The 12,837-nt window shown below is 52.5% G+C and carries 9 protein-coding genes and 2 pseudogenes; 8 read left to right on the top strand and 3 right to left on the bottom strand.

Annotated elements, in window-relative coordinates:
• Positions 1-10 precede the first annotated feature (10 nt).
• The 6 genes and pseudogenes from AC27IT_RS05150 to AC27IT_RS05125 all read left to right on the top strand — a co-directional run.
• Positions 11-172: pseudogene (locus tag AC27IT_RS05150) on the top strand (alpha-isopropylmalate synthase regulatory domain-containing protein); the annotation flags it as partial.
• Between the two features lie 254 nt (positions 173-426).
• Positions 427-732: pseudogene (locus AC27IT_RS05145) on the top strand (MerR family transcriptional regulator); the annotation flags it as partial.
• Positions 733-969: 237 nt separating this feature from the next.
• On the top strand, positions 970-2,850 hold the full coding sequence (gene htpG / locus AC27IT_RS05140) for a molecular chaperone HtpG (RefSeq protein ID WP_005829638.1): 1,881 nt from the start codon (positions 970-972) through the stop codon (positions 2,848-2,850).
• 282 nt (positions 2,851-3,132) lie between these two features.
• Positions 3,133-3,735, top strand: a complete 603-nt coding sequence (locus AC27IT_RS05135) for an MSMEG_1061 family FMN-dependent PPOX-type flavoprotein (protein ID WP_005829636.1) — start codon at positions 3,133-3,135, stop codon at positions 3,733-3,735.
• Between the two features lie 505 nt (positions 3,736-4,240).
• Entirely contained in the window at positions 4,241-5,440 is a 1,200-nt protein-coding gene (locus AC27IT_RS05130; RefSeq protein WP_005829634.1) for a WG repeat-containing protein, read from the top strand.
• 55 nt (positions 5,441-5,495) lie between these two features.
• Positions 5,496-5,864 carry a MerR family DNA-binding transcriptional regulator gene (locus AC27IT_RS05125; protein WP_327944482.1) on the top strand — a complete coding sequence of 123 codons (369 nt, stop codon included), beginning with the start codon at positions 5,496-5,498 and terminating at the stop codon, positions 5,862-5,864.
• A gap of 18 nt (positions 5,865-5,882) precedes the next feature.
• Here the strand turns inward: AC27IT_RS05125 and AC27IT_RS05120 are convergent, their stop codons facing one another.
• The 3 genes from AC27IT_RS05120 to AC27IT_RS05110 all read right to left on the bottom strand — a co-directional run bounded on the left by AC27IT_RS05120 (position 5,883) and on the right by AC27IT_RS05110 (position 10,656).
• Complete coding sequence (locus AC27IT_RS05120) at positions 5,883-6,713, bottom strand: putative bifunctional diguanylate cyclase/phosphodiesterase (protein WP_007778755.1); 831 nt, start codon at positions 6,711-6,713, stop codon at positions 5,883-5,885.
• A gap of 134 nt (positions 6,714-6,847) precedes the next feature.
• Positions 6,848-7,567: a response regulator transcription factor gene (locus AC27IT_RS05115; RefSeq protein ID WP_005829628.1), complete on the bottom strand. Its 720-nt coding sequence runs from the start codon at positions 7,565-7,567 to the stop codon at positions 6,848-6,850.
• 146 nt (positions 7,568-7,713) lie between these two features.
• Positions 7,714-10,656 (bottom strand): response regulator, encoded by a 2,943-nt coding sequence (locus tag AC27IT_RS05110; protein ID WP_487091644.1) that lies wholly within the window; start codon positions 10,654-10,656, stop codon positions 7,714-7,716.
• A 105-nt stretch (positions 10,657-10,761) separates the two neighbouring features.
• Here AC27IT_RS05110 and AC27IT_RS05105 point away from each other — a divergent pair, with 105 nt between their 5' ends.
• Together AC27IT_RS05105 and AC27IT_RS05100 are read left to right on the top strand one after the other, a co-directional pair.
• Positions 10,762-11,088, top strand: a complete 327-nt coding sequence (locus AC27IT_RS05105) for a hypothetical protein (protein ID WP_283858879.1) — start codon at positions 10,762-10,764, stop codon at positions 11,086-11,088.
• A 55-nt stretch (positions 11,089-11,143) separates the two neighbouring features.
• On the top strand, positions 11,144-12,745 hold the full coding sequence (locus tag AC27IT_RS05100; protein ID WP_005829622.1) for a sigma-54 interaction domain-containing protein: 1,602 nt from the start codon (positions 11,144-11,146) through the stop codon (positions 12,743-12,745).
• The last annotated feature ends 92 nt before the right edge of the window (positions 12,746-12,837 follow it).

Here is a 12,837-nt window from a genome sequence, read left to right as displayed (position 1 = left end):
ATGGGACGAAACCCGCGGCAAGGACGCTGTCGGCCGCGTCAATATCCGCATCGAGTACATGGGAAAAACGTACTCGGGCCGCGCCATGGATACGGACATTATCAAAGCGAGTGCACTTGCTTTTTTGAACGGGATCAACGCAGCGGTGCTCGATCTGGTCGCGGTCGGGTAAAAAGGCTGCCATGGAGCGGTGCGGAAGCGACTCGAACAGCATAGCATGCAGACGCTGCCCGCGCCGCCTGCCCCTTTGGCTTCGCCGGGAAAACGGACGTATATAATGGCAAAATCGGGACACACTGAGTCCTATACACTGTTAACCACCTTTTTCAACCCTCGCCCTAGCCAGCGAGGGATTTTTTTTGGCAAAAACGCTGGACTCTCCGCTTGGGGGAGTCTTTACACTAAAGGGGAAAGGAGGGCGGACACGTGCTGTACACGGTCAAGGAAGTATCGGAGCTTTCCGGGGTGACGATCAAAACGTTGCACCATTACCACAAGATCGGCTTGCTCGTGCCGAGCGAGATCAGCGAAGCGGGCTATCGGCTGTACGGCACAAAAGAGCTGGAGCGCCTGCAGCAAATTTTGTTTTATCGCGAGCTGGATTTTCCGCTGCAAAAAATTCGCGAGTTGCTCGACGGCGAGCCGGAGCGGGAACTTCTTTTGCAAGAGCAGGAACGGCTTTTGCTGGCCCGGCAAAAACGAGTGGAAAAAATCATGGGCACGCTTTTGGCGATCGCCGCAGAAGCGTATGCGGCCAGTGAAAAAGGAGCATAGCGACGAGGAAGAGGACCATTTTCGCATGGTCCTTTTTTATGGAAAATAAGCTTCCAACGGTCGGCAGAATTTGGAAAAAACAAGGCCGATATATTGACAGAAAAATCTAGGACTGCTATAAAAAATAGTGGATAGCACTCACCATGCTAGAGTGCTAACAAGTGTGTCGTGCAAAAGAAGAAGGGAGAATGTCCGATGGAAAAGAAGCAGTTTCAGGCGGAATCGACGCGACTGTTGGAAATGATGATCCATTCCATTTACACGCAAAAAGAGATTTTTCTGCGTGAGCTGATTTCCAATGCGAGCGATGCGATTGATAAAATTTATTACAAATCGCTGACCGATCCTCAGCTAGTTTTTGATAAAGACAATTACTTCATTAAAATCACCATCGACAAAGACGCCCGCGAGCTGACGATTACCGATACGGGGATCGGCATGACCGCCGAAGAGCTGGAAACCAACCTGGGCGTGATCGCGAAAAGCGGCTCGCTCGCCTTCAAAAAAGAAATCGAAGCGAAGGATGGCTACAACATCATCGGGCAATTCGGGGTGGGCTTCTACTCCGCTTTCATGGTCGCCGATGTCGTGACCGTTATCAGCAAGGCGCTCGGGGCAGAGACAGGCTACAAATGGCAATCCAGCGGCGCAGATGGCTATACGATCGAGCCGTATGAAAAAGAGACGGTCGGTACCACGATCATCCTCAAAATCAAGGAGAACACCGAAGAAGAGCGCTACGACGAGTTTCTGGAAGAGTATCGCTTAAGAGCGATCATCAAAAAATACTCCGACTTCATCCGCTACCCGATCAAAATGGACGTCACTACCCACAAGCCAAAAGAGGGCAGCGACAACGAGTTTGAGGAAGCGCGCGAAGAACAGGTCATCAACAGCATGGTGCCGATCTGGCGCAAAAACAAAAGCGAGCTGAAGGATGAAGATTACGAGCAGTTTTACGCAAGCAAGCACTACGGCTTTGACAAGCCGCTGGCGCACATCCACGTCAGCGCGGACGGAGCCGTCGTCTATCAGGCGATTTTGTACATCCCGGAAAGCATTCCGTTCGACTATTACTCCAAAGAGTACGAAAAAGGTCTGGAGCTGTATGCCAATGGCGTACTCATCATGAACAAGTGCGCAGACCTGCTGCCAGACTACTTCAGCTTCGTCAAAGGGATGGTTGATTCGGAAAGCCTGTCCCTCAACATTTCCCGCGAGATGCTGCAGCACGATCGCCAGTTGAAGCTGATCGCGAAAAACATCGCCAGCAAAATCAAGGGCCAACTGCAAAGCATGCAAAAAAACGAGCGGGAGAAGTACGAGAAGTTTTATCAGGCGTTTGGCCGCCAGCTCAAATACGGCGTGTACAGCGACTTCGGCACGCATAAGGACACGCTGCAAGACCTCCTGATGTTCTACTCCTCGAAGGAGAAAAAGCTGGTGACGCTCGCCGAGTACGTGGAGAGAATGCCGGAAGACCAAAAATACATTTACTACGCAACCGGAGAATCCAACGAGCGCATCGAAAAGCTGCCGCAGACCGAGCTGGTTGCCGACAAAGGCTATGAAATCTTGTACTTCACGGAAGACATCGACGAGTTTGCGATCAAAATGATGCGCACCTACAAGGAGAAAGAGTTCCGCTCCGTATCCAGCGCAGATTTGGGCATCGAAGCGGACGACCAGGACAAGGCGGCAGACGCAGAAAACGCAGACAACCAGGAGCTGTTCTCGTACATGAAGAGCCTGCTCGAAGGAAAAGTCACCAGCGTAAAAGCGTCCAAGCGGCTGAAATCCCATCCGGTTTGCCTGTCCACCGAGGGCGATGTCACCATTGAGATGGAAAAAGTGTTGAACGCTATGCCGAACAGCCAGGGCGTCAAAGCGCAAAAGGTGCTGGAAATCAACGTCAACCACAACGTGTTCCAGTCGCTCAAGACAGCTTTTGCCGAGGACAAGGAAAAGGTGAACTTGTACACCGCCCTGCTCTACAATCAGGCATTGCTGATCGAAGGATTGCCGATCGAAGACCCGGTCGAGTTTACGAACGACATTTGCAAAATTATGGTGTAACCGCGCAAAGGCAACGGACAAAGAGCGGGAAACACACACGAAGAGGGATGCACAGGAGGCATCCCTTTTGGCGTGCGACGGGCAGTCGCATCTTTGCGCGATAGCGCGTGAGCTATCCTCTATTGTGCGCGGGGAAAAAAGGCGAGCAGACGGTACGTCGTTCGCTCAGCAGTCTTGCAATCCGCCTGCGCAGCCGATAAGATGGGAAAAATGGATGAGAACCGTTCCCGATCGCTCTTGGCGTTTGTCATCCAAAATACAGGGCCTGGAGGAGAGACAAAGATGTGGGAAGAAAAGTGGCAAAAGGACCGTGTTGCCAGCGCGGATGAACTGAGAAGTCTGGTAGGGGTTCCGCACGAGACGGTTGCGAACAAAAGCATTGCGCAGGTAGAGTCGCATGTCATTCATTACTTGTCCATGTCGCCGCTGTTTTTCCTGGCGACAGCAGATGCCGATGGACGCTGCGATGTTTCTCCGCGCGGCGATGAGCCGGGCTTTGTCAAAGTGCTGGACGAGCGGCACGTTATTTTTCCGGAAAGAATGGGAAACCGGCGGGTCGATTCTTTGCTGAACATTTTGGCGAATCCGCAGGTCGGCATGATTTTTCTCATTCCCGGGCTGGAAGAAGTGCTGCGCATCAACGGAAAAGCGACGATTACGAAAAACGCCGAGCTGCTCGCCGCGCAGAACTGGAAGGGCAAAACACTCGGGCTCGGTGTCGTCGTCGAGGTGGAGGAGTGTTTCATTCACTGCCCGCGCGCATTCAAGCAGGCTGGCGTGTGGAATACGGACTCGTGGGCGGACAAAGCGGACATGCCGTCGATCATGGAAATGTTCCGCGCCCATTTGCGAATCAACGGGGTTGCGTTGAAGGAAAACGGTTAGTGGCTCGCGGCGAAAAAAACCTTGAAGAAAGCTTCAAGGTTTTTTTCAACAGATAGGAATTTATAAGTTTTGGGATAGTCGAAAGGCTGTCCTGTTTTCTTTCTTTAGGGTAGGATTAGAATATGGATACGAACATACTTAGACGGATCTTTTTTGATGATAATAAGAATTGGGATGTTTTTGTAAAGAAGCATGGATGTCTAGTAGATTGAAATCAAATCGATATGGAACGGAGAGAATGTCATTCATTAACAAACGGCTGTCAGAGATTGCATGAATGGATACACCTCCATTAAATCGTTATCGTTAATAAAGATTCCGAATAAATGTTTAGAATCTATTGATATCAGTATTTACTGAGATGGTAAATTTTTCGAAATACCGACACGCACGCAAAAGAACAGTTCCTTGTCCCCGTGTAGCCAAAACCCCTTATTGGTTTTAATTCCAAATTACCCTATAATTAGGGCAACTAACTCATTAGACTCTCGGAGGATGTACTACTATGCAGAAATTTTTGGTAACGATCCTAGCTATGATTCTGGCGTGTCTCAGCCTTGCTGGTGTATCCGCACAAGGTGCAGGCGAACCAAACCAGCAACTGTACCCACTAAGAAAACCTACCGGGAATCAATGGGCTTTGAGTGATCGTAATGGCAAGATTCATGCGAGATTTACTTTGCCCAAATACGGTACGATACAGGAATTCAAAGATGGCCTCGGCCTTGTACGAAACACGAGCATAGAAAAGTGGGGAGTGATAGATCATACTGGCAAGCTCATTGTTCCCTATAAATACAACTATATTTCCAGTTTCTCCGAAGGGCTTGCAAGCTTTCAGATAGGGGAAAGAAGCGGGGTGATCGACCGTACAGGAAAGGAAGTCATCCCTCCAAAGTATGAGCGAATAGTAGGTTTCCGTTTTGGACGATCAGCTGCTTCTGTGAATAAAAAATGGGGACTCATCGACACGAAGGGGAATTGGATCGTGCAGCCTACCTTTGATTACGTAGGCTACATTCCCGAACGGCAGCAGTATTCCAATGATCCGATCCTCATTAAGCAAGGTCCTTACTACGGATATATGGATGCGAAAGGAACCGTTTTGGTCCCCCCTAAGTACGTCTTGGCAAAAGAATTTTCTGACGGATTAGCCGCTGTCCAAGAAAAGGATAAGCAGATTGGGTTTATTAACAGCAAAGGCGAGTACATCATCGCACCGATCTATTATTTTACCGTTCCCTTCCGGAACGGAATAGCCTATGCTTCGAGCTGGAAAGCGGACGGAAAATCGCTTGGAGGAGGATTGATCAATAAAAAAGGCGAATGGATCATCCCGCCAGGCGAATTTACTCCTTTTGCAGGATCATCGGATGTAGAGGAAGGCATTTACAGGTACTACACTAACAAAGAAGACGGTCAATCTTACGCGGGTGCTGTTACCCTGACAGGAGAGGTCATTCTCGAACCCAAATACTCAGCTATAGGCAGATTTTATAACGGTATAGCCATGGTTCGCCTGCACGACGGCAGGGAGGGCTTTATCAATCGCAAAGGAGAGTATCTTGTAAGTCCACGTTATTTTGGTACCTATCAAAGTCCATATGGCTCTCTTATGGATCGTAACGGTCTGTACGCCATCAATTGGGGTCTCGATGGCTATTTAGATTATACCGGGAAGTTGGTCATCCCGCCCTATCGATAAAATTTGGAGGCAGCAGCCTCACAGCGGAAGGTTACCAGGCAGCGCCAATCGGAGGGTGTGGCAATCGCGAATCAAGCAAGCCGCCAGCGAGACAGGACTTCCCAGCTCTACGATTCGCCACTGGGAAAAAACCGGGCTGATTACGACCGCGCGCGATCCGAAAAACGGCTATCGGCTGTTCAACCGTTCGCACATTCACAAAATCATGCTGTTGCGAGCGTTGCGTGCGCAGGTGTACTCGCCCTCCGTCGTAGAGCTGAAAAACGCCGTCGCCGAGATGAAGGAAGAAGATGTGCAGGAGGCGCGAAAAATCGCCGTGGACACCTTGCGTTATTTGCATCAGGTCAATGGCTGGCAAATGCGCGGCGTCCACGCTCTGTACGACCTGTGCCGTGTGCTGAAGCTGGTCGGGCAAGGGGGATGATTCCAGGACACCTGGATGCTAGAATTTGTTTTCCTGCTTCCATTCCACCTTGCGAAAAAACAGCGGCAGCTCCTGTTCATGCAGCGGCTTGCTCAGCAAATAGCCTTGCACAAAATCGCACTTCCACTTTTGCAAGGTATGAAGCTGCTCGTACGTTTCGATGCCTTCCGCGACGACGGTGAATCCCAGCTTTCGCGCCAGCGAGATGATCCATTCGACGAGAACGGTCCCTTCGTAATGATTGTTGATATGTGTGACAAACGAGCGGTCGATTTTGATCGTAGAAAGGGGGAGAGTCGTGATGTATTCAAGCGAGGAGTATTCCGTCCCGAAATCGTCCAATACGATTTTGATACCGTGATGGGCAAATCTTTTCAGTGAGTCGATCCGTCTGTCTTTGAGAGAGATGCGGTCCCGTTCGGTCAGTTCCAGCTCCAGCGATTGCGGGGAGAGAGCGGTTTGCTGCAAAATGCCGCACACCCGGTCAAAGAATAAGGAATCTTGCAATTGCAAGCCCGACAAATTGACGGACATGACGGAGTTGGGCATGTATTTTTCCTGAATTTGCTTGTTCTTTTGACAAGCGGTCTGGATCACCCAGTCTCCGATGGAATAAATCAGTCCTGTCTCCTCGGCGAGCGGGATAAATTCTGTGGGGGAGATCGGTCCAAAGTGCGGATGATTCCATCTGAGCAAAGCCTCAAAGCCGCGCACATTGCCAGATCCGGTCTCGAATTGGGGTTGGTAGTGCAAGGATAGTTGTTGAAGAGGCAATGCCTCTTGCAGATCATTGGCCAATCTCAACTTGTGCTCCAGGTCCTCGCATGTCGCATGCGGTGTAAACTCCATTTTTTACCCTCCATATGCAGTCCAAGTCTTCTGGGATTGATTATGCACCTGATGTATTAGATAAGTTTCTGTCTATGTATTAGGAGAGTGTGAAATAATCTCAAAAAAAGAGCACCATCCCATGCGTTTGTCTGCTAGTTCCTAGAGACGAATTTATACCCCACACCCCAGACGGTTCGAATGTATTTCGGTTCTTTCGGATTGTCTTCGATTTTTTTGCGCAAGTTGGCGATGTGGACGTCAATCGCCCGGTCTGTGACAAAAGAATCAAAACCGCGAAGCTCGTAGAGCAGCTCCTCTCGGCTGAACACCTTGCCTTCGTTTGTAATGAACAGGCGCATGATTTCAAATTCGGAAAAAGTCGTCTCGACGTGGAACTGGTTGACGTAGATCGCCCTGCGCTCCAGGTCGAGCAGAAACGTATTTTCCGGGCAAGCGATCGTCGTATCCGCCTGCTCGGCGTTCTCCACGGAGGCGGCCTGCTGTTGGTATTGGTGAGTTCGTCTGATTATGGCTCCGATTTTTGCTGAAATCTCTCGCAGTGAAAACGGCTTGCAAATGTAATCGTCCGCTCCTGCTTGCAAGGCTTCCACCCGATCGGATACGTCTGTCTTCATCGAGACGACGAGAATGGGAGCGAGCGAAAAGCTGCGCAGCTCGCCGCACAACCGGGTACCGCTCATATCCGGCAGAATCATGTCGAGAAGGATGACATCCGGTGCAAACGATCGGGCCAGCTCCAGACCTTTTTGTCCATGATCTGCTATTTTCACAGAATAACCTTCCTCGGTTAAATACATGGCCAGCATTTCACCCATAATCTGATCGTCTTCGATAATCAATAGTTTGTACATCAGATTCCTCACTCTTTCTGGGAGAAAGTTATTCATAAAGATGGGAAAGAGCTAGCAATGGTTCATGATTTCCTAATACTTTTCTCATATTTTAGCAAAAAAATGAGGAGAATGGACCTAATTTCACGAAAAATGCTAAAAATTTGTTAGGAGTTCGCCAGAGTTTCCAGCCACTCGGTTGCGAGAGCTAATACTTCGTCCAGTTGCCACGCAAGCTCGCTCATACATTCTTCATAATCGCTCCGGTTTGCCGATGGGGAGAGCAGACTCTCAACCTTTCTTGCTACGAGCAGCAATCGCTGGGCAGAGAGATTCCCGGCTACGCCGCTCAGCGTGTGCACCATGCGTCGGGCTTCCTCGGTATCGCCTGCGCGAAGCGTCTTTTGCAGCCGCTCGGCAAAATTCGCGTACTCGCGGGTGAACGTCCGGAGAATTTGCGTGTAGATCGGGAGTTTTCCATCCAGCCGCTCCAGCGCGAGCGACACATCCAGACAAGGCACAGGAATGGCCCGCTTCAACGTTTCTTTCATCTCTCCCAGATGAATCGGCTTCGTGATGACGCCATTCATGCCTGAGCGGTAGCAGTTGTCGTGCTCGGCTTTGATGACGCTCGCCGTCATCGCGATGATCGGCAGGCTCGCGTACTGCTTGTGCTGGCGAATGCGCAGCGTCGCTTCGCAGCCGTCCATTTCCGGCATGTGGACGTCCATCAGGATCAGATCCCATTTTTTCATGTCCAAAAGCTCCAGCACTTCCAGGCCGTTTTTGGCAATCGTGACGGCATAGCCTTCCCGGCGCAAAAATTCGACAGCCACGAGCTGGTTGATCTCGTTGTCTTCCGCCAGCATGATGGTGCCGCGATGTCCGGGAAACATGACGTTTTCGAAAGAAGCGCTCTGCGCGGGAGCCGCGACGTGGGCGGTGTGCAGTTCTTTATGCTCCTGCGCTCCCAGCAGGGCGCGCGTCACGTCCATGCGATTAATCGGCTTGATGAGAACGGCGTCAGGCTGGACAGCTTCCTCCAGCGAGGCCAGCTCGTCGCGTCCGTACTCGGTCGTCATGGCGATGGTCGCCGCCTCGCATGCTTCGGCGAGCGTGTGCAGGCGCCAGAGCGACTCGACGCCGTACATGTCTTCCGCCTCCATGTCGACGAAGACAAAGCAAAACGGGTTGGATTCGTCCGCCTCTTCCAGCAGCGCAAACGCCTCTCGCCACGAGGCGGCGCAGGTCGGAGCAAAGCGCAGGCTCACCAACATGTCCGCCAGGCTGCTCCGCATTTTGTCATGGTCCTCCACGACCAGGACGCGCTGGTTGGCGTAGCCGGGAGGAAGCAGCGAGCCGGGGCTTTCGTTCTCTTGCCAGGGCGCGTGCTCGAACGCGAGGGTAAAGGAGAAGCAGCTTCCTTTGCCAATCGTGCTCGTGACTTCGAGAGTGGCGCCCATCATTTCCACGAGGCTGCGCGAAATGACGAGGCCCAGTCCGGTGCCGCCGTATTTTCTGCTCGTCGTGCCGTCCGCCTGGGTGAACGGCTCGAACAGCTTGTCCATCTGCTCCGCAGACATGCCGATGCCCGTATCCTCCACGGCAAAGTGCAAAAGCAGGCTCTTTTCGTCTTCCTGCACCAGCGTGACGCGCATGGCGACGTAGCCCTGCTCGGTAAATTTGATCGCGTTGTGGCACAGGTTGAGCAAAACCTGCTCCAGCCGATGCTGGTCCCCGATCAGCTTGGGCAGCATTTTCGGCGGCAGCTCGACGATGATCTCGATTTGCTTCGTCCCAAGGTAAATGCTCAGCATGTGCGAGAGCCGGCGGACAAAGTCGTCGAGGTCAAAGCTGGCTTTTTCCAGCTCCAGCTTTCCGGCTTCGATCTTGGAAAAGTCGAGAATCTCGTTGATGAGCCGCAGCAACACCTGCGAGGAAGAGAGAATTTTGTCCAGGTAATCTTTTTGCACCAGCGTCATGACCGTTTTTTGCATCAGTTGCGACAGTCCGATGATCCCGTTTAGCGGAGTGCGGATTTCGTGGCTCATTCGCGCCAGAAAATCGGTTTTGGCTTTGCTCGCTTCTTCCGCCTCTTCCTTCGCGGCCAACAGCTCCGCCTGGATGCGCCGCTGCTCCCGAAGCATAATGTGCAGCAAAAGCGAAAGCATGCCGACCAGAATAAAAATCGACAGCCCGGTAATCAGGCTGGACAGCTCCTGTACGGAGTTCAACTGGCCGAGAGCTTCGCTCGAAGGCAAAACCGCTGCGACGGACCAGCCTGTAGAAGCGACGGGCGCATAGCCGATGTAGTAGCTGTTGTTGTCGATGGTGATGCGTTGCAGCCCTTTTTGGCCCGCGATCATGCTGTGGGCGATTTTTCCCATGTCCCCGGGCTGCTCCGTCAGCTTTTGCCGACTGACAAGCGCGGGGTTCGGGTGATACATGATCGTCCCGTCCCTGGAGAGCAGGATGGCATAGCCGGATTCGCCGATGGGATAGCTGCCGAGCATTTCCGGAATGTCGTCGAGCAAAATATCAATGGCGACGAAGCCCAAGAGCTTCCCGTCCTCTTTCAGCTTCATGGTGCCGCTGGTGACCATTTTTTTGGTCAAGTAATCTTCGTACGGCCCAGAAAAAACGACTTCGTCTGTGCGAACGGCGTCCTGGTACCACGGGCGTTGCTGGAGCGACCAGTCTGGCCCTGTAAGCTCGTCTGTGTTGCCGAATGTGAAGTTGCCCGCCTGGCTGGAAATCCAGACGAGTCCCAAGTTGCGGTCCAGCTTTTGGATGCCGTCCAGTGCGGCGGCCACATCCGGGTAATACGGGTTGGAAAACGCATCGTCCCGCGTTTTGACGGTTTGCAAGTAGCGAACGATCGACTGGTTGGTGCTCATCTGCTTGATGAGAAAGCTTTTCTGGGCGAAAAATGCGTTCATTCGCTCCGCCAGCGCCTGGCTTTGCAGAGTCAGTTTGCTCTCGATCTCGACTTTCATGATCCGATTGGTCTGGGAGCGCATGATGTAGCCGGACAGAGAGAAGGCGACGACGATGATTAACAGGATGAGGATGGTCAGTTTTCGGGCATGGCTGACGTGAAAAGTTTTCATGAGCGACCTCGCTATTTGTATGTAATCGCAAAAACTTTCGAGAAAAGACAGGACTCCATTCAGGTTGACGTATAAAATATTGGATGAAGGCAAAGGGGGGCTTGCATGTACACGTCGTTGACTGTGAAATATTTGAAAATTTCTTCTTATCTCAAGCTGTGTGTAGGGGCCGGCTTTTCTCTCGGCCTGCTGGTCGGGCTTTTCCAACTGGTTGTCCTGCTTTTGATGCGCGCGGTGGACCACACGAGCACTGCGGCCGCGACGAATATCCCGGACAGTCTGCTCGCGCTGGCAGGCACGATCTTGGCGTACACGTTTGGGGCGTTGAATTTCAGCCTTATTTCTTATTTTCCTTTTATGTTTCTGCTCAAACGTAAAAATGGAATCGCGATCGAAGGGATATTTGATTCGAGGGCGGAGCGTGTAAAATGATAGAGAAAGCTTTTCGTTCATTTATCAGGTCATGACATCCAGGAGAGAGTAGCCCATGTATTCATTGCGTCCTACGATGACGGTTGAGGAAGCAGTCGCGCATTTTTCGCCAGATCAAAATGAAGTGCAGGAAGTGTACAGCGAAGAGGGTGAGTTTCTCGGCTATTTGACGGTGGAAGCGATCGCCCACGCCATTCATCGCGGGGAACTGACGCGCCCGATTGTCGAGTACGTCGTGCCCGAGGTGAACCTGCCGGACCGCCAGAGGCAGGCCAGCTCGCAGGCGCAGCTTCGCGCTTTTTTTGAAAGCCCGGTCTGCCAGATTGTTTTCAATGCGCTGTACGACGGCGTCTATATTACGGACGGGGCAGGCGTCACGCTGTTTGTCAACCAGGCGTACCAGCGCATTACGGGCATTCGCGAGGAAGAGGTCATCGGCCAGCACATGGGCTATCTCATCAAGCAAGGCATGATTTCGGTGTCCGCTTCGCTGGAAACGATTCGCACGCGAAGGCCGGTGACGCTGATCCAGACGATCCGCAACAGCCGCAAGATCATCGTCTCTGCCACCCCTGTGCTGTCTCCCGCAGGCGAAATTTTGTACGTCATCAGCAGCGTCCGGGACATTACCGAGCTGATTCGCCTCAAGCACGAGCTGGACAGCCAGAAGCTTTTGCACAGCGATTTGCCGCACCCGGACCAGACGGGGCTGGAGGACGTCGTGCTCGGACCTGCGACGCGCTCGCTGTTCCGGCTGGCCGACAAGGTCGCCAAGACAGATGCGAAAATTTTGCTGCAAGGCGAGACGGGTGTGGGGAAGAGCATGATCGCCAAATACATCCATGCCCGCAGCAGCCGCGCGAACGAAATTTTCATGGAGCTGAACTGCGCGGCGATCCCGGGCCATCTGGTCGAGGCCGAGTTGTTCGGCTACGAGCCGGGGGCGTTTACAGGCGCGCTCAAGCAGGGGAAAATCGGCATTTTGGAGAGCGCCCATCGCGGCACGCTGTTTTTGGACGAGATCGGCGACTTGCCGCTGGAGCTGCAAGTGAAGCTGTTGAAAGTAGTGGAGGAAAGCAAATTCATGCGCGTCGGCTCCACCGAAGTCCGCCATGTGGACGTGCGGATCATTACGGCTACCCACCGCGACCTGGCTACACTCGTGCGCGAGGGGCTGTTTCGCGAGGATTTGTACTATCGGCTGAACATCGTCACCTTCGAGGTGCCGCCGCTGCGCGAACGCCGGGAAGAGATTGTCCCGCTCTTGGTGTCGTATCTGGAAAAATTCAATGAGAAATACAAGGAAGAAAAGACGATGACACTGGAATGCTACGAGTGGCTCACGAACTATAGCTGGCCGGGAAATATCAGGGAGCTGGCGAATCTGGTCGAGCGGCTGGTGGTCACGACGTTTCACGACACGATTGACGTCGGCGATTTGCCGAACTTTCTCCAGCAAGTGTTCCCGCAGGCAGAACCGACGTCTTTGCGCGAAGCGGTCGCCCGTCTGGAGCGGAGCATGATCGGCAAGGCGATCCAGACGCACAAGACGACCCGGTTGGCGGCAGAAGCGCTCGGCATCAGCCAGAGCGCACTCGTCCAAAAGATGAAAAAGCTGCAACTGCGCGTAGAGAACGAGCCGGAAGCGAGCAAATAAAAAGCATCCTGCGAATGCCTGGTGCAGTCGCAGGATGCTTGTCCTTGCCATGCAAACACATCGGAAGCCGGATGTGTTTTTTGTTTGGCTGG

Source organism: Brevibacillus sp. YAE8, from assembly GCF_057543335.1.
The sequence above is the reverse complement of the archived record's forward strand: the minus strand, read 5'-3'. Positions and strand labels throughout refer to the sequence as shown.

Coding starts and splice junctions, on each gene's coding strand:
- htpG (WP_005829638.1), top strand. CDS start 970: ATGGAAAAGAAGCAGTTTCAGGCGGAATCGACGCGACTGTTGGAAATG.
- AC27IT_RS05135 (WP_005829636.1), top strand. CDS start 3,133: ATGTGGGAAGAAAAGTGGCAAAAGGACCGTGTTGCCAGCGCGGATGAA.
- AC27IT_RS05130 (WP_005829634.1), top strand. CDS start 4,241: ATGCAGAAATTTTTGGTAACGATCCTAGCTATGATTCTGGCGTGTCTC.
- AC27IT_RS05120 (WP_007778755.1), bottom strand. CDS start 6,713: ATGGAGTTTACACCGCATGCGACATGCGAGGACCTGGAGCACAAGTTG.
- AC27IT_RS05115 (WP_005829628.1), bottom strand. CDS start 7,567: ATGTACAAACTATTGATTATCGAAGACGATCAGATTATGGGTGAAATG.
- AC27IT_RS05110 (WP_487091644.1), bottom strand. CDS start 10,656: ATGAAAACTTTTCACGTCAGCCATGCCCGAAAACTGACCATCCTCATC.
- AC27IT_RS05105 (WP_283858879.1), top strand. CDS start 10,762: ATGTACACGTCGTTGACTGTGAAATATTTGAAAATTTCTTCTTATCTC.
- AC27IT_RS05100 (WP_005829622.1), top strand. CDS start 11,144: ATGTATTCATTGCGTCCTACGATGACGGTTGAGGAAGCAGTCGCGCAT.